11 protein-coding genes and 2 pseudogenes are annotated in these 17,512 nt (G+C 58.3%); 5 read left to right on the top strand and 8 right to left on the bottom strand.

Annotation, left to right across the window (positions count from 1 at the left end; genetic code table 11):
* Window positions 1–8 precede the first annotated feature (8 nt).
* Complete coding sequence (locus J4D25_RS14955; protein ID WP_057714253.1) at window positions 9–578, top strand: YceI family protein; 570 nt, start codon at window positions 9–11, stop codon at window positions 576–578.
* Window positions 579–916: 338 nt separating this feature from the next.
* On the opposite strand, the gene J4D25_RS14950 is transcribed toward J4D25_RS14955, so the two are convergent.
* Window positions 917–4,303 carry an Ig-like domain-containing protein gene (locus tag J4D25_RS14950; protein WP_057714254.1) on the bottom strand — a complete coding sequence of 1,129 codons (3,387 nt, stop codon included), beginning with the start codon at window positions 4,301–4,303 and terminating at the stop codon, window positions 917–919.
* Window positions 4,304–4,536: 233 nt separating this feature from the next.
* Here J4D25_RS14950 and J4D25_RS27330 point away from each other — a divergent pair.
* Together J4D25_RS27330 and J4D25_RS14945 are read left to right on the top strand one after the other, a co-directional pair.
* Window positions 4,537–4,785: pseudogene (locus J4D25_RS27330) on the top strand (hypothetical protein); the annotation flags it as partial.
* Window positions 4,704–5,180: pseudogene (locus J4D25_RS14945) on the top strand (histidine phosphatase family protein); the annotation flags it as partial. The pseudogenes J4D25_RS27330 and J4D25_RS14945, both read left to right, overlap by 82 nt.
* A 93-nt stretch (window positions 5,181–5,273) precedes the next feature.
* Here J4D25_RS14945 and J4D25_RS14940 read toward each other — a convergent pair.
* The gene (locus J4D25_RS14940) at window positions 5,274–6,059 is read right to left on the bottom strand and encodes a hypothetical protein (protein WP_057716590.1); all 786 of its coding nucleotides are present in this window, start codon (window positions 6,057–6,059) and stop codon (window positions 5,274–5,276) included.
* Window positions 6,060–6,583: 524 nt separating this feature from the next.
* Here J4D25_RS14940 and J4D25_RS14935 point away from each other — a divergent pair.
* Together J4D25_RS14935 and J4D25_RS14930 are read left to right on the top strand one after the other, a co-directional pair.
* Window positions 6,584–8,242, top strand: a complete 1,659-nt coding sequence (locus tag J4D25_RS14935) for an arylsulfatase (RefSeq protein WP_057714255.1) — start codon at window positions 6,584–6,586, stop codon at window positions 8,240–8,242.
* Between the two features lie 630 nt (window positions 8,243–8,872).
* Complete coding sequence (locus J4D25_RS14930; RefSeq protein WP_057714256.1) at window positions 8,873–9,976, top strand: GlxA family transcriptional regulator; 1,104 nt, start codon at window positions 8,873–8,875, stop codon at window positions 9,974–9,976.
* 77 nt (window positions 9,977–10,053) lie between these two features.
* Here the strand turns inward: J4D25_RS14930 and J4D25_RS14925 are convergent, their stop codons facing one another.
* The 6 genes from J4D25_RS14925 to J4D25_RS14900 form a co-directional block, all read right to left on the bottom strand.
* Entirely contained in the window at window positions 10,054–11,490 is a 1,437-nt protein-coding gene (locus tag J4D25_RS14925; RefSeq protein ID WP_057712570.1) for an NAD(P)(+) transhydrogenase (Re/Si-specific) subunit beta, read from the bottom strand.
* Complete coding sequence (locus J4D25_RS14920; RefSeq protein WP_057712569.1) at window positions 11,487–11,840, bottom strand: NAD(P) transhydrogenase subunit alpha; 354 nt, start codon at window positions 11,838–11,840, stop codon at window positions 11,487–11,489. Before J4D25_RS14920 ends, J4D25_RS14925 begins: the two co-directional genes overlap by 4 nt.
* 11 nt (window positions 11,841–11,851) lie before the next feature.
* Window positions 11,852–12,973, bottom strand: coding sequence for a Re/Si-specific NAD(P)(+) transhydrogenase subunit alpha (locus tag J4D25_RS14915; protein ID WP_057714258.1), 1,122 nt, complete (start codon window positions 12,971–12,973; stop codon window positions 11,852–11,854).
* A gap of 72 nt (window positions 12,974–13,045) precedes the next feature.
* Window positions 13,046–14,158: a GlxA family transcriptional regulator gene (locus J4D25_RS14910; RefSeq protein ID WP_373423041.1), complete on the bottom strand. Its 1,113-nt coding sequence runs from the start codon at window positions 14,156–14,158 to the stop codon at window positions 13,046–13,048.
* Between the two features lie 106 nt (window positions 14,159–14,264).
* A complete protein-coding gene (gene gabP / locus J4D25_RS14905; protein ID WP_057714260.1) occupies window positions 14,265–15,665 on the bottom strand; it encodes a GABA permease in 1,401 nt (466 codons plus the stop codon).
* Window positions 15,666–16,462: 797 nt separating this feature from the next.
* The gene (locus J4D25_RS14900; RefSeq protein WP_057714261.1) at window positions 16,463–17,512 is read right to left on the bottom strand and encodes a tyrosine-type recombinase/integrase; all 1,050 of its coding nucleotides are present in this window, start codon (window positions 17,510–17,512) and stop codon (window positions 16,463–16,465) included.

The raw sequence follows: 17,512 nt of genomic DNA, 5'->3' as shown, positions 1-17,512 counted from the left end.
AGAGCGTCATGAACCTTCGATCCACGCGTTGCGTCGCTCTGGCCGGCACGTTGGTGTTCGGCCTGGTGCCGTTTGCTGGAGCCGTGGAATACAAGGATGTGAACGCCAGGGCCAGTACCTTGAGCTTCACCTATGAGCAGATGGGGTCGAGAGCCTACGGCACCTTTGGCAAGTTCAAGGCCAAACTGGACTTCGACACCGATAACCCCGGCGCCGCCCATGCCGCGCTGACCATCGACCTGAACAGCATCGACGCCGGCAGCAGCGACGCCAACACCGAGCTGCAAAAACCGGCGTGGTTCGACACGGCGACTTATCCGGTGGCGACCTTCGAGTCGACGTCCATCAAGGCCCTGGGCAATAACCGCTACACCATCACCGGCAAACTTTCCCTGCGGGGGCTTACTCGAGAAGTGAGTGTACCGGTGCTGCTCAAATCCGAGAGCGCCATCGGCATCTTCGAGGGCCAACTGGTGCTCAAGCGTGACGACTTCAAGATCGGCGAGGGCGAGTGGGCGGACAGTGTGGTGTCCAACGAGATCAATATCCGCTTCCGGATGGTGGCGCCGCAGCGGTGACTGGGACCCCATCGATAGTTCGTCGGCCAATCATGTGACCATGCTGCCAGGGGGATGGAATGTGGTTTGTCTGATAGACCGAGGTGCCGCCATCGCGGGCAAGCCCGCTCCCACAAGGGTCTTCAGCGAGCCTGTAAATTATGCTCGACGCAGCCCCCCCCTGTGGGAGCGGGCTTGCCCGCGATGGCGGTGTAACAGTCAATACAAAGGCTGAGATCCATCAGGCACTTTGCGGATAGAGCGGACAGTCAACAAAACCCACCTAGGTCCCACCGCACGCTGCACAAAAGAAAAACGCCCGATCCACATTGCATGGGCCGGGCGTCGATCAATCCGCTCTAGTTCGCCTTTATCGGCACCGTCACGGTTTTGCCGAAGGCCGATTTGATGGTCGCCGTCGGGCTAGGCGAGGGGCCGCTGCCGGCGGTTGTCACCGCTATGTTCCAGCGCGCGCCTGTCGGTGTCTGCGTCAGGACGGCGGCGCCAAGGTTCACCGTACCGGTTGTGGTCGTGGCCGTTGCCGTGATGGTATTGCCCGTGCCACGGGAGGTGGTGCCGGACAGGACCCAATACCAGCGGCTGTTGCTGCGGGCGGTGACGGTCGCGCTGGTGACGATCAGGTTCTCGTTGATCGCTGCCGAGACCGCCACGGACACCATCGCCGGTTCCGACTCCGCGTTCCTGGCATCGCTGGCGCTATAGGAAAAGGTCGCGGTGAACGGCGCGGGGACCGTGGCCGGTGGTGTATAGGTCACACGCAGGCCATCGGTGCTGACCACGCCCTTGCCGGAGTCCGGTTGCTCCAGACCCACCACTTTAAGTGGCACGTTACCGTCAGGGTCGCTGTCGTTGGCCAGGACGTTGATGATCACCGGTTGGCCGGTGTTACTGATGGCGCTGTCGGGGTTGGCGATCGGTTTTTGGTTATCGCCGTCCTCTTCACGTCTATCGCCAGTGCGGAAGGTCGGCAGCGCGGCGGAATTGACGTAGGTGACGCCGTCCCAGCCGGGCAGGGGCGTTGGCATCAACTGGAACTGGCCGGGGTGCTCGACATCCCAGCGCAGCAGCATGGAGGTGTCCTCGTGCTGGGTGTTGTGGCAATGCTCCAGGTAGGTCCCGGCAAACTCACGGAAGCGGATCGCAATGTCCACGTCCTGTGAGCTGTCGATGCCTTCGCCGATGTTATAGACGTCTTTGCGTGCCCATTTTTCCCATTCCGGCGGCGCCTTGCCGTCGCGCTTGAGGACGATGCCTTCTTCGAAGTGCACGTGCACCGGGTGGCTCCAGCCGTTGCCGCCGTTCCTGATTTTCCACACTTCCAGGGTACCGTCGCCGGAGAAGCCGGCAGGGGTCGGGCCGGTGGCCAGTTGCGGAGCGGCGCTGATGATTCGAGGGTCCATCTGGAAGCCGAAACCACCGTCGGTCTTGATCGTCCAGGGTTCTTCGTCGGTACCGTCGGAGCGGCCGAAGGTGAACTCGCGATGCCGCGCGGCGTTGAGCTTGGCCTGCACCGCCGGGTCGTCACGGTTAAGGGTCAGCGCGATCATGCTTTTACCCACCGGCTTGCCCGGTTTGGCGGGTTCGAAGTCGGCGGGGTTCATGCTCACGTCCTGGCCGGCATAAGGCTGGACCACCATCTGCATGAACTTGCCCACCACCGGATCGCCGGCGTCCCACTCCAGCCCTTTGCTGCCCAGCTTGAGCACCGCCTTGTACCTGCCGGACAGGACATCGGCCAGACTCAGCGGTAATGCCTCCGGCCCCTTGCCGTCGTGGTGCTCCATCAGGTTGACGAAGTACAGCTTGTCGCCGGTCCTGATCCCGTGTTTCGAGAAATTGATGATGATGTCGAAACGCTCGGCGATGCCCATGCTGGGCAGGATGGCGTTGTGGTCCTGCACATCGCCGTCGGCGTCCAGGTCCATGCTGCCGTCGAATGGCACGGCGTGTTCCATTATGTTGCCGTCGTTGGCGATCAAGTGGAACGGCACGCGGGTGTAGGACAGGCCGGAGCCTGTCGGGCCGGGGAACTCGCCACCGGTGCCGATGATTTCACGCACCAGCGCGATCCTGAAGAAGCGCGACACCGAGCCGTTGAGGATGCGGAAACGATAGCTGCGCGCCCGCACGTTCAGGCGCGGCTGGTACTGCCAGTTGACGAGGATCTGGTCGCCGAGAAAACCATCGGTGTTGAACGGGTTGAACCACAGCTGGCCATTGGTATCCCAGGCCTTGTCGGCCACCGTCAGGTTCACATCGTAGTCGCGGTTGCCCCAGGGCAATGCCGAACCGCTGGGCAGGCGCAGGTTGACGCCGTCTACAAACGCTTCGTTACCGCGATCCAGGGCGCTGTAGTAGTTCATCATCGTCGCGTTGCCCTTGTAGACGTTCTGCGCGGTGAAATCGAGCATGTGGTCATGGAACCAGTGGGTGCTCATGGTTTCGCGCCAGTCGCCACGGATCTTGATGCTGCCGTTGTCGCAGGTCTTGAAGCCCGGCGTGGCATCGTTGACGAACAGGGTTTCACCCGGCGCGCAGGGGAACGCCGCGCGCGGATCCTGAGCGCTGGTGTTGATGGAGTCGTAACCGGCCAACTGGATCGGCCAGCGATAGTCGTAGTACTGCCCCGGAAAGAAAAACGCATTGGCAAAGCCGTCGCTTTCGGCCGGGGAGTGGCCGTTGTGTTCGTGGGTGCTGAGGGTGTGCAGGCCGAACCCCATGTTGGCCGACGGATCGATCGGCAGGGCGTTGTAGTGGCGCATCAGCACGGGTTGGCCGTACCGCACCATCAGCAGTTTTGGCGGAAAGGTGCCGTCGAAGGTCCAGAGCGCCTTGTGGTTCTGAATCGGCATGTTGGGGTGAAAGCGGGTGTCGATGCCTTTGGTGGTGCCCGTTATGATCGGGTTGTCCGAGGTCTGGTTGTAGAGCCCGCCCGGCCCGAACTCACCGACGGCGTAGTTGTGCAACTGGCGGCGGTCGCGCATGCCGCCGTTGAGCTTGGCGCCGGCTTGAGCGGTCTTGAAGGCGACCTGTGGGTAGAACTCGTTCCAGCGCTGGTGCGACCAGCCTTTTCCTGGCGGACGACCTTCGGCCGGCGAGCCCACCGGATGGCGGTTGAGGAAGGCTTCGATCTGCGCTTTCCACGGGTTGCGGTCCAGCACGTTGGAAAACTGCGACGGAAACGGGTACAGCCCCGGCTGGCGCATGAAGGCTTCCAGCGCGGCGGCCGAAGGGCCGCTGCGGGCGATGTTGTTCGGGTCCTGCGTGGGCGCCGGGCCGACGATCGGAACCGGGAAGGTCAGGGGCGGTGCCGGCAGTGTCGGGTCGAGTTTTTCCGTGCCGAATTCTTCGAACAGCAGCAGTTGCTGAGTGTACGGCTGGGCCCCGAACAACGGGCTGGGCTTGCCGTTGGTGGGGATTTTGAAGGAAGTTTGCAAGTTTGGCGGCAGCACGTTGTCGACCGTTGGCGTGGTGCGGGTGCCGAACACACCGTTGGGCAGGGCGTAGGCGCCCGTGTTGGCGGGTGGCATGGCCTCTATGGCATCCAGCGCAGCCTTGGGGTCGGCCGGCGGATTGGTAAACGCCGAGGGGTCCGTCGGTGGTGGCGGGCCGAAATCATCCAGCGGCGCGGCTTCTGCCGTGGCCAAGGTAAGGAACATCGCACAATGCAGGCTTGATTTGCGCAGCAAGCCGAAAGAGTCGCAAGATGGAGTAGTGCGTTTCATTTTTCACCCCACGCGTGATGCCCCGTCGTCTCCAAATCCGGGGCGACAGCTGTTACGGGTACCAGGGGGTGTGCAACTAATGAGCCATTACTGTAGGGCGAAGAAAAAATTCAATCTAATTAACAATCTGTTTCTAAAGTGTTTTAAGCCAGAGAAGTGGGAGTGGGGAATATTCCTCAAGTTTGGTGGTAAACGCCTGTTTGGGTGGGTGTAATGCCCCATTTATGGCGATAGTCGCGGAGAAGGACCGCACCTGCTTCAACCACAGCAAAACTGAACAAGAGCTTGGCCTGAGATTCCGGGCGCTAGAGCTGACAATCACCGACACGGTGGCGTGGTACCGCGATCACGATTGGTTCGAGAGTCAAACCTTAAGTTCCCGGAACCGCACTTCTTCCAGATCGAGCAATACAACCAGTCCGAAATTACCAACCAACCCGTCCCGGATGCCAGCATGCAGCTCGCCGCAACCGCCACGGTGATTGTCTCAAGCAGCGCGCCTCGTGCGCTGACCTCCGTCCAGGCTCTTGGCCTGAAGCCCGCCCTTGTCGACGCGCTTTTCTGTGAAGCGCAACTGCCTTATGGTCACTGGAAACTGCCACGGCTATCGCCGTTTACATGAGCATTTATCCTTCGAGTCTTATGGTTATGCGGCTACTCACGCAGAGTCGAATCCGCCGGCACTGCGAGGATGCGCGCCAGCACGGCAGCTCGACGACTTCATTCCCTTGCCAGCGAAGGACCGGTTCTGCTGCTCGGTCATGGCTTTATGAATCGAATGATCGCCAAACAACTGGTGGCAGATGGATGGGTTCGCCAAAAACGTAACGGCAGCCAGTATTGGAGTGCGACGGTGTATCAATATGGCGGTGTGTAAAAGGTGCCTGGACAGATACCTATTGCTGCGGGTGGCGACAGGCAGAAACTGGCCAGAAGCAGACGCTTAACATGCTCCATTGAGCTTTGGCACTCACTTGGGAAACAACAGTGTAAACGCCACCCGGAATCCCCAACCCTCGGCACCATCTTTCGGACTGTCTGCCCAATAGCGTGGTCCTGCTTGCAGGGTCATGGGTTGATGCCCCACTTTGAACAACTGGGTGACGAACAGGTTGATTGGCACTGACCATTCGCGGGTCTGCCAGTCATAGGTGGATTCGGTGTTGATGCCGAAGGTGGTGTAGGTGTGAGTGGTGTAGCTGAAGAAAGGTTGCAGGAAAGTCGCGTTGACCTTGTCCTTGTCATCGGGCGGGCTGTTTTCCAGCGACCAGATGTGATTGGCCAGAATGCCGCGGGTCCAACCATTGCTCTGTTTGAGGGCCACCACTGTGGGCCCCAACCCCCATTGCTCACTGCTCAAAAGCTCATCGCTGCCGGTCGGAACCAGAATGGCCGGTCCTGCCCCCCAAATCCAGCCACTGGAAGTCGGCTGCTTGGGTGAAAAAAAGAAGCTCTGGGTCACATCTCCCATACCGGATTTGTCCGCCTGCCCGCCAGGTACCAGACCATGCTGATCAATGATCGGCAGGATGGTTCGGGAGATCAGGTTCCACTCGTCATTAATACTGAATGGCAGCACTGGCTGGATGTTGGTGACACTTTGGTAGCCCTCACCGCTCGGGCCGAGTTTTTGGTTCCAGTTGTACTGAATAGGTACGCTGTAGAGTGCGGCGACGGGATTCAGCGTTTGCTTGGCCAGCTCGGCCTGACTATCGGCAGCGAGGCTAATTTCGGGCCATGCCACCGCAAAGGTAATGAAAGGAACAAGTCGAACGCCATTGTTCACTACCAACTCCTTTCTCGAAATTGAGAGCTTGGGTTGTTGTGTCGCGGTTACAAGGCTGAGGATGACCCTGCCGCCAATGAGCTTAGATCAGGTATCTGAACTATGTTCGACGGGGAAAAATACTGTCTCCGGCCAGTCGGATTAACTCGTATCAACTAATGTTCCCTTGAGCCATCGATCAGTCGTCCCCCTCTACAACGGGGCGAAACATTCTCCATTGAAAGGAGTGTCCCTAAACTTTATTAGACCGAAACAGAAGAAGGTTTCTTCAGAAAACTTCTATTGATACAGCCAGAGCACTCACCACGTACATCTGAAAAACCGCACTAAACTCTATCCTGCGCCTTAACTTGTGCATGGTCATGTAGCAAGGGGGAAATGATTCTGTACTCAATACCTAGGCTAATTACTCGGTGGTCAACGCACCAAGTGTCAATGTAGTTGTGCACTCATCACCAGGTTGCCAACACAATGAAACAACGAGGATTGCTGGTATGGACAAGCTATCGGATCGTTTCAAGCTGTCTGTCGTGTTTGCTGCACTATTGTCATTGAACGGGCTTGCTCACGCCGCTCAAACGGAAAAAACCAATATCCTGTTTATCGTCTCCGACGACACCGGCTATGGCGACTTGGGTCCCTACGGCGGTGGGGTTGGTCGCGGCATGCCTACGCCCAGTATTGATGAGCTGGCGGCAGAAGGTGTTACTTTTTACTCTTTTTATGCGCAACCAAGCTGCACGCCTGGTCGGGCGGCCATGCAAACCGGGCGCATCCCCAATCGTAGCGGCATGACCACCGTGGCCTTCCAGGGCCAGGGCGGTGGCTTGCCCGCCGCCGAATGGACGCTGGCATCGGTGCTGAAAACCGGTGGCTACGACACTTATTTCACTGGCAAATGGCATTTGGGTGAAGCCGACTATGCCCTTCCCAATGCTCAAGGTTATGACGTGATGAAATACGTCGGCCTGTATCACCTCAATGCCTACACCTACGCAGACCCGACTTGGTTCCCCGACATGGATCCGGAAACCCGTGCGATGTTTGAAAAGGTCACCAAAGGCGCGTTGTCCGGCAAGGCAGGTGAAAAGCCGGTCGAAGAGTTCAAGGTCAATGGTCAGTACGTGGACACACCTGTGGTGGACGGCAAACCTGGCGTGGTCGGCATACCGTTCTTTGACAACTATGTCGAAAAAGCTGCGTTGGAGTTTCTAGACACCGCGGCCAAATCGGACAAGCCGTTTTTCATCAACGTCAACTTCATGAAAGTGCACCAGCCGAACATGCCAGCACCGGAGTTCATTCATAAGTCCATGTCCAAGTCCAAGTACGCCGACTCTGTCGTCGAACTCGATACTCACATCGGCCGCATCATGGACAAGCTCAAGGCACTCGGCCTGGATAAAAACACGCTGGTGGTTTACACCACTGACAACGGGGCCTGGCAGGATGTTTATCCGGATGCCGGCTACACCCCATTTCGCGGGACCAAGGGTACAGTGCGTGAGGGGGGTAATCGGGTACCAGCCATTGCCGTCTGGCCAGACAAGATCAAGCCGGACACGAAAAACCACGAGATTCTCGGTGGCCTGGATTTGATGGCGACGTTCGCCTCTGTGGCTGGCGTGAAGTTGCCCGAGAAAGATCGCGAGGGTCAGCCAATCCTCTTCGACAGCTATGATATGACGCCAGTACTCACTGGCAACGGCCCTTCACCGCGCAAGGAGTGGTTCTATTTCACTGAGAACGAATTGTCCCCGGGTGCGGCCCGTGTCGGAAACTATAAGGCCGTATTCAACCTGCGCGGCGATGATGGCGCGGCAACCGGTGGTCTGGCCGTGGACACTAATCTAGGATGGAAAGGCGCAATAAAATACGTGGCCACCGTGCCGCAAGTCTTTGATTTGTGGCAAGACCCGCAAGAGCGCTATGACCTCTTCATGAACAACTTTACTGAGCGTACCTGGACTATGGTGCCGATCTCGGCGGCGATCATGAAGCTAATGAAAACCTACGTCGATTACCCGCCACGTAAATTGCAAAGCATGGGTTATGACGGGCCGATCGAGCTGTCGCAGTACCAGAAATTCCAAACCGTGCGTGATGCCCTGAAAAAAGAAGGCATCAACTTGTCGATGCCAAACGGCAACTGATCAAATCAGCTGAAAAATGGCGACCTCATCAGAGGTCGCCATTTGACGTTAGTGAGTAGTCGTGAGTTCCTAACGGAAATCGACGCAAAATCAGTGGTCTTCGAAATCGACGATGATGCGCTAATCCACTTGCTTACCCGGCAATCGGGCAGGTAAGGCTTGCCGGCTTATCTGCAAGGTTGAACGGTCATCCTGATGGCTGAACTTCAACCACTTTTGAAAGGCAGCTATGGGTTGTGGATTCAACCGGTCGCAGATCACTTTTATAGCGCATGACGCTTGTGTCAGCCCAAAATCGGGGCACTGGTCATTATTGTTTTCAAAAACCGACATGTGAGTGTCGGTGACAAATAAGTCGTCGTTTATAGGCATCTCTCGCGTATGTGCTACGAATGTGCACAAGCTTGATAAGCACAGGCTCAAAATCAAGCGTTTTCCTTATGGCTCCCGCCCTGCAAACCCTCAGCGTAGAGACATTGGGTGATGTCGTTTTTGGATCCGTTCAAACATAGGTAATTGGGTATGACCTTTGCAGGTTGAATAGGAACAAACCCACCCACTTTTGGATGGGGGTATAAAAAGAGCCTTTGCCTGAGGCCAATCACCCGCTTTGTGTGAGGAGATACCGCGATGACGACGTTCAACTCCGGGGCTCAACCCCAGAACCGTGCGCCTCAATCCATCGGCTTTCTGTTGCTGGACAATTTCACGCTGATTTCTCTGGCGTCCGCTGTAGAACCGCTGCGCATGGCCAACCAGTTGTCCGGTCGCGAGCTGTATCGCTGGACCACCCTCACCGTCGATGGCGGCCAGGTCTGGGCCAGTGACGGCCTGCAAATCACCCCTGACGCTTCCATGCACAAAGCCCCGCCGATGGACATGATCATCGTTTGCGGTGGCATCGGCATTCAGCGCACCGTTACCCGTGAACACGTATCCTGGCTGCAAGGCCAGGCCCGCAAGGCCTGCCGACTCGGTGCGGTCTGCACCGGCAGCTGGGCCCTGGCTTGCGCCGGACTGCTCGATGGTTTCGATTGCAGTGTGCACTGGGAGTGCCTGGCGGCGATGCAGGAGGCTTTCCCGCGGATAGTAATGAGTACCCGCTTGTTCACCCTCGACCGTAACCGTTTCACCAGCTCTGGCGGCACCGCGCCGCTGGACATGATGCTGCACCTGATCAGCCGCGATCACGGGCGTGAACTGTCCGCCGCGATCTCGGAAATGTTTGTCTACGAGCGCATCCGCAACGAACAGGATCACCAGCGCGTGCCGCTCAAGCACATGCTCGGTACCAATCAACCGAAGCTGCAGGAAATCGTCGCGTTGATGGAAGCCAACCTCGAAGAACCGATCGACCTGGACGAACTGGCGGTGTATGTCGACGTGTCCCGTCGCCAGCTGGAGCGGCTGTTCCAGAAGTACCTGCACTGCTCGCCGTCGCGTTACTACCTGAAACTGCGCCTGGTCCGCGCGCGCCAGTTGCTCAAGCAAACGCCGATGTCGATCATCGAAGTGGCGTCGATCTGTGGCTTTGTGTCCACGCCGCACTTCTCCAAGTGCTACCGCGAGTACTTCGGCATTCCGCCGCGTGACGAGCGCGTCGGCTCCAATACCACGCAGCAGGTGGCGATGATACCGCTGCCGCAAGCATTGGTGCTGTCGCCGCTGGCCGGTTCGATGTCAGCGTTGAGCCAGGCACGTAACGAGTCAACCTTTGCCAGCGTTCGTCTATAAATCTTCACCCCTGTCCTGCGAAAGCATAACGTTCGCAGGATAGGGGAGGGCGCGTCATTTCAGTGTTGCGCAGAGGGTTACTCGACGGCTTTGACCATGTCTTCGATGACCTTTTTAGCGTCGCCGAACACCATCATGGTCTTGTCCAGGTAGAACAGTTCGTTGTCCAGGCCGGCGTAGCCGCTGGCCATCGAGCGCTTGTTGACGATGATGGTCTTGGCCTTGAACGCTTCGAGGATCGGCATGCCGGCAATCGGCGATTTCGGATCGTTCTTCGCGGCCGGGTTGACCACGTCGTTGGCGCCCAACACCAGTACCACGTCGGCCTGGCCGAACTCGGAGTTGATGTCGTCCATCTCGAACACCTGGTCGTAAGGCACTTCGGCCTCGGCCAGCAACACGTTCATGTGGCCGGGCATACGACCGGCAACCGGGTGGATCGCATACTTCACGGTCACGCCGCGATGGGTCAGCTTCTCGGTCAGCTCTTTCAGCGCGTGCTGCGCACGTGCCACCGCCAGACCGTAGCCCGGCACGATGATCACGGTGTCGGCGTTGGTCAGCAGGAAGGTCGCGTCGTCGGCCGAACCGGACTTCACCGGACGGGCTTCCTTCGAACCCGCCGGGCCGGCCGCGTCCGCCGTATTGCCGAAGCCCCCGAGCAGCACATTAAAGAAGGAGCGGTTCATCGCCTTGCACATGATGTACGAGAGGATTGCACCGGACGAACCTACCAGCGAGCCGGCGATGATCAGCATCGAGTTGTTCAGCGAGAAGCCGATGCCCGCCGCTGCCCAGCCGGAGTAGCTGTTGAGCATCGACACGACCACGGGCATGTCCGCGCCGCCGATCGGGATGATGATCAGCACGCCGAGCACGAAGGCCAACGCCAGCATCACGCCGAAAGCGGTGTAGTCGCCGGTGAGCATGAACGTCACGCCCAGGCCCAGTGTGGCCAGGCCCAGCAGCAGGTTCAGCTTGTGCTGGCCACTGAACTGTACCGGTGCGCCCTGGAACAGGCGGAACTTGTACTTGCCGGACAGCTTGCCGAAGGCGATCACCGAGCCGGAGAAGGTGATTGCACCGATGGCGGCACCGAGGAACAGTTCCAGGCGGTTACCGGCCGGGATCGCGTCACCGAGTTGCTTGACGATGCCCAGCGACTGCGGCTCGACCACGGCAGCCACGGCGATGAACACCGCGGCCAGGCCGATCATGCTGTGCATGAAGGCGACCAGCTCCGGCATCTTGGTCATTTCAACGCGTTTGGCCATGATCGAACCGGCAGTGCCGCCGATCAGCAGGCCGACGATCACGTAGACGATACCGTCTTGAGCCAGTTCGGCACCGAGCTTGTAGATCAGGCCGACCGTGGTGAGGATCGCCAGGCCCATGCCGAGCATGCCGAACAGGTTGCCACGGCGCGACGTGGTGGGGTGCGAGAGGCCCTTGAGCGCCTGGATGAAGCAGACCGAGGCGATCAAATACAGGGAAGTAACCAGGTTCATGCTCATGCTTGCTGCACCTCAGCCTTGACTGCTTCAGCTTTGGCGGCCGGAGCTTTTGCCGGCGCTTTCTTCTTGAACATTTCCAGCATGCGGCGGGTGACCAAAAAGCCACCGAATACGTTGACCGCGGCCAGGGCCACGGCCAGGGTGCCCATGGTCTTGCCCAGTGGCGTCACGGTCAAAGCCGCTGCCAGCATGGCACCGACGATCACGATCGCCGAGATCGCGTTGGTCACCGCCATCAACGGGGTGTGCAGCGCAGGCGTGACGTTCCAGACCACGTGGTAACCGACATAGATCGCCAGCACGAAGATGATCAGGTTGTAGATACCGTCAGAGATCAGCATGTCTTCCATTGTTTTTATCCTCAGCCGTTCTTGCGCACGATCTGGCCGTCGCGGCACATCAGGCACGCGGCGACGATATCGTCTTCAAGGTTGATCACCAGTTGTCCTTCTTTATCGAACAACAGTTTCATGAAGTCCAGCAGGTTGCGGGCGTACAGCGCCGAAGCGTCAGCCGCCACGGCGCTGGCCAGGTTGGTCGGGCCCACGATGGTCACGCCATTTTCGACGACCACCTGGTCGGCCACGGTCAGCGGGCAGTTGCCGCCCTGGGCTGCCGCGAGATCGATGACCACCGAACCCGGTTTCATCTGGGCCACGGTTTGCGCGCTGAGCAGCGTCGGCGCCTTGCGGCCGGGAATCAGCGCGGTGGTGATAACGATGTCCGCCTGCTTGGCGCGTTCGTGCACAGCGGCGGCCTGGCGGTGCATCCAGCTGGCCGGCATCGGGCGGGCGTAACCGCCGACACCGACGGCGCATTCGCGCTCTTCATCGGTCTCGTAGGGCACGTCGACGAACTTGGCGCCGAGGGATTCGATCTGCTCTTTTACCGCCGGACGCACGTCAGACGCTTCGATCACCGCCCCCAGGCGCTTGGCGGTAGCGATGGCCTGCAAACCGGCCACACCGGCACCCAGAATCAGCACGCGCGCCGCTTTCACGGTGCCCGCAGCGGTCATCAGCATCGGCATGAAACGCGGGTAGTAGTGCGCGGCCAGCAACACAGCCTTGTAGCCGGCGATGTTGGCTTGCGACGACAGTACGTCCAGGCTTTGGGCGCGGGAGGTGCGCGGCGCGGCTTCCAGGGCAAAGGCGGTAATGCCGCATTCGGCCATTTTGGCGATGGTTTCATTGCTGAACGGATTGAGCATGCCCACCACTACGGTGCCGCTTTTGATCAGGGCGAGCTCGCTGTCGCTGGGCGCGACCACCTTCAGAATCAGCTCGGCAGCAAACGCATCGTTGGCGCTGCCAATGCTTGCGCCTGCCGCTTCATAGGCACTGTCGACAACGCTGGCATTAATGCCGGCGCCGCTTTGTACAGTGACCTTATGGCCCTGGCCGATCAGCTTCTTGATGGTTTCCGGGGTTGCAGCAACCCGTGTTTCACCGGTCTGGGTTTCGAGAGGAACACCAATGTGCACGTCAAATCTCCTGCGTGATCTTATTGAGTAAACCCATGCACTACGGATGAATGGGGTGGCAGGGACGTCCTGTCAGCACGATTGCGCCAAGTCGAAACGATCAATCATTCGAACACTGGCAAAAGTCGATTCGTTTCGTGCCTGGTCGAGCGCTGTCAGTGGTTTAGTTGATGACTGCTGCGTAGTCGCAAGCGTTGCCGGTTTGCGACTCATGTCAGAGCCGGAACGCTCGTCGCTTGGTGGAACACCAAAGTACTCGCGATAGCACTTGGAAAAGTGTGGTGTGGACACGAAACCGCATACATACGCCAGCTCAATGATCGACAATGATGTTTGCTTAAGCAGTTGTCGCGCTCGAATAAGACGTAACCTTAAGTAGTAGCGTGACGGCGTACAGTGAAGGTATTTCTGAAATAGCCGTTCTAGCTGTCGACGTGACAGATCCACGTATTCTGCAAGGTTATCCAGGTCGATCGGTTCCTCGAGATTGGCCTCCATCAACGCGACGATCTCCTGCAGCTTAGGCTGGTGAGTTCCCAGCACATGCCTGAGCGGAACCCGCTGATGGTCCTGTTCGTTGCGTATGCGCTCGTAAACAAACATCTCAGAGATGGCTGCGGATAGTTCACGACCATGATCGCGACCAATCAGGTGCAGCATCATGTCCAGCGGCGCGGTGCCGCCCGAACTGGTGAAACGGTTTCGGTCGAGGGTGAAGAGACTCGCGCTGATGCTGACTCGCGGGAAAGCTTCCTGCATGGCAGCCAAGAATTCCCAATGCACGCTGCACTCGTAGCCGTCGAGCAGCCCGGCTTTGGCGAGCGCCCAGCTGCCGGTGCACACACCTCCCAACCGTCTGGATTGACGCGCCAAGGCTTGCAGCCAGGTAATGTGCTCGCGGGTAATCACGTTCTGGATTCCAACACCACCGCACACGATTACAGTGTCCGCCACTAATGGATTGTTCCACGAAGCATCCGGAGTGATCGGCACGCCGTCACTGGCCCAGACAGGCTCTCCATCGGGGCTGAACGTATGCCAGCGATATAGCTCTCGTCCCGACAACTGATTGGCCATGCGCAGTGGCTCTACTGCGGACGCCAGGGAAATAAGTGTGAATTTATCCAGCAGCAGAAAACCAACGGATTGAGTCGTACCGTCGGACACGGTGGAGTTCGATGACATCGTGGTCATGTCCTCACAGAGAGCGATTACGGCCTGAGACGCAGGAGCTGGTAATACTCCCCAGCCTTGGCGTAGGGAGCAGGTTTGGCGCAAATACCTCCTTGGTTTATCCCACTGACGTCACCCTCGCAGCCTGCGCAGGGTGACGCGACGTCACAAGGCCGATAAAGGAAATCGCCAGCGCCAGGCCAATGGTTGTGCTGACTTCGGTACGGTGCTCCGGGGTGATCATCATGACTGCCAGCGCTGCGCAAATGAACGCAATCACCAGCCACGTCAGCCATGGAAACAGCCACATGCGAAAGGTCAGCTCAATGTTTTGCCGACGCAACATCCGGCGCATGCGCAGTTGCGACACCGCAATGGCCAGGTACACCAGCAAGGCAATCGCGCCGGAGCTGGCCAGCAGGAAGTTAAACAGCCCGGCGGGCATGAAGTAGCTCCACACGGTGATCGCCGCGCCCAGCACGGTGCTGGCGATGACTGCTGCACGCGGCACGCCCTCGGAGGAGGTCGCCTTCAGCGACTTCGGCGCATCGCCACGACGACCCAACGAGTACAGCATGCGCGAAGCAATGTAGATCGAGGAGTTCATGCAACTGGCCACGGCGATCAGCACCACCACGTCCACCATGAACTTGGCGTGGGGAATGTTCATGATCTCCAGTGCCCGCTGGTAGGAGCCTACCTGGGCGAGCAGCGGATCGTTCCAGGGCACCACGGAGATGACCACGAAAATCGACAACAGGTAGAACACGCCGATGCGCCAAATCACCGAACGCGTGGCCTTGGCAATGTTCTGCGAGGGATTGTCGGATTCGGCGGCGGCGATGGTGACCGCTTCAGTACCAATGAAGCTGAACATGATGGTGATGAAAGCGCCGACTACCGCCGACAGGCCGTTGGGGGCAAATCCGCCATGCTCGGCCATCAGGCCGCTCAAGCCGCTGACTTCCCGATCGGGAACCCAGCCCATCAGCACGGCAAAACCCACGCCGATGAAACCGATGATCGCCACCACCTTGGCCATGGCGAACCAGAATTCGAATTCGCCGTACTTGGAGACACTGAACAGATTGGTGATCACCAACGCAATGATCGACACCAGGGCGAACAGCCAGGCATCGATCTGGGGAAACCACTGGTTCAACACATGGCCGGCGGCCAGTGCTTCGATAGGGATCACCAGTACCCAGAACCACCAGTACAGCCAACCGATGGTGAAGCCTGCCCAACGACCTATTGCCTGGTCGGCATAGGTGGAGAACGAGCCTGTGTCCGGGTTGGCCACCGCCATTTCACCGAGCATACGCATGACCAGAACCACAAGCAGGCCTGAGAATAGGTAGGCCAGCAGGACGGCCGGGCCAGCAGCTGCAATGGCATGTCCTGAACCAACGAATAAACCGGCGCCGATAATCCCGGCGATTGACAGCATTGTTACGTGACGAGGCTTGAAGCCCTGTGCCAATTGGCCATTCGAATCCTTGGAGCTCGGGCTAATCATCGGGTTTTTTTTCTCTGCTGATCGACATTTAAGCGAAGTGATGGGGGCAACGGATCATCATCGTTTCCTGCTGCCGCTTCCTGAAAGTGGCACCCTTCAAACGCTGCCGTACTTATCAAACCCATCGTCGCGATGTGGTTATTTCCATGAAAAGAGGCGCCACCTTACCCGGCTTGTTCGATAATTCAGTTACCTGTCCACGCCGCCTCCTTGCCTGATATCGACACGTGCCAATTTAGCGTTCACAGCGAATACCAATCGGTCACGAATTGGCCAGGTGGAATCATTTTGTTTTTTTGAGGATTCTGCTAAAGCAGCAACGGATGGGGGTTGCCTGGAAGGTTTAAGCGGCCGAGAAGGTTTCGGGCCGAGGGCCGCGAGATCTCTGCGGGAAGAGCGGATTGGACGATTACTGCCCGTCGCGACCGGCTGAATCCATAGCCGTTTACTGTCGGTCAAGAAGGTCAGCTGGCGACCTTTTCCCTGTAGCGGCGCTTTCAGCTTGGTCGAGGGGTTACCAAAAGGTTTTGTAACGGCTCTGAAAAGCAGCACCGATTCCCAAACCCCAGAAACGACAAAGCCCTGAATAATCAGGGCTCTATCGGTACAAATATGGCGGAGGCGATGGGATTCGAACTCATGGACCTGTTACAGTCGACGGTTTTCAAGACCGCTATAGAAAGCCGCAAAACGCGCGGCTTGTGATGATTTTTCGTCCCAATACTTTTGTTTTGCAGCATCGCTACAGACCGCATTCTACAAGGGGCGCGTTTCGAGTTATGGAACGCATTTTTTGCCTATTTTGAGGGTTTCGCGATGGCGCCGACGCGACGATAAACCCGCTCGGTGATGTCGCCTTTTGTGTGACCCAGCAGCAGGCTTGCGTCACCGACATCGCTAATTTCCGATGCGGCTTTCGGCCGAATATCACGGAACTGGAACTCTCCGATCCGGTTGGCCAGCAGCTCGTCACCGTGTTCGAGAGCCTCCTGTTTTGCCTTTTCACGCGCTGCATCCCATCGCTTCCTGAGCATCGTAGCCGTCATTCGTTTGCCGCTCCGGCTGATGATCAGATAGCTCGAAACGTGCACAGTGTTTCGCTCTATGATCGCCGCAATCAGCTTGCCCAGGCTGTTCGCTTCCCCGGCAGTCGTCATCTGAATACGCAGCTTCTTGTGCGTCTTGTTCTGCTGAACACTCAAATACCCGCCTTCAACATCGTCCTTCCGCATGACCAGCACGTCTGCCGGCCGCTGGCCGGTCAGATAGGCTAGGTCCATCGCTTCTTTCAGCTCTTGAGCTGCCTTCTTGTAAACCGCATCCCAAACCACATCGTTCGCGTAATAGTCCCTCGGCGTTTCCTTGTTTTTGCGCACGCCCTGGCAGGGGTTCTCCTTTGTCGTCAGCCCCCATTCCCGGGCAATATTGAAAATGTGGGAGAGGGTGGCGATCTCCCGATTCGCTCGCACCTTTGCCGATCGCGCATCACGGTAACCAGCAATCGTTGCTGGCGTGATCGAGTCGATCGGCGCGCTGTCGAACATTGGACGCAGTTGTTTGATCTCTGCCAGGTTGTCTTTCTGCGTGCGCGGTGCCTTCTTGGGTACCACCTCACGGATATACCGGTCGAAGATGCCTTTCATGGTGCGCAGGTCGAGCGGCTTTTCTTTGGCTTCGAGTTCGGCCCATTTCAGCCTGGCCTTATCGAGGTCCTTGCCCAACGGGATGTCGTTGCCGAGCAGGTCGCGATAGTAGTAAGCCGTCCAGGTGCTACCGTTCTTGCGCTGCCGGGAACGTTTGTACATCCGAGGAGGAAGGTTCTGGTGCTCGGTCTTGCGGGGTCGCAT

Source organism: Pseudomonas sp. GW456-L13 (assembly GCF_017350115.1).
Taxonomy (GTDB): Bacteria; Pseudomonadota; Gammaproteobacteria; order Pseudomonadales; family Pseudomonadaceae; genus Aquipseudomonas; species Aquipseudomonas jessenii.
The sequence above is the reverse complement of the archived record's forward strand: the minus strand, read 5'-3'. Positions and strand labels throughout refer to the sequence as shown.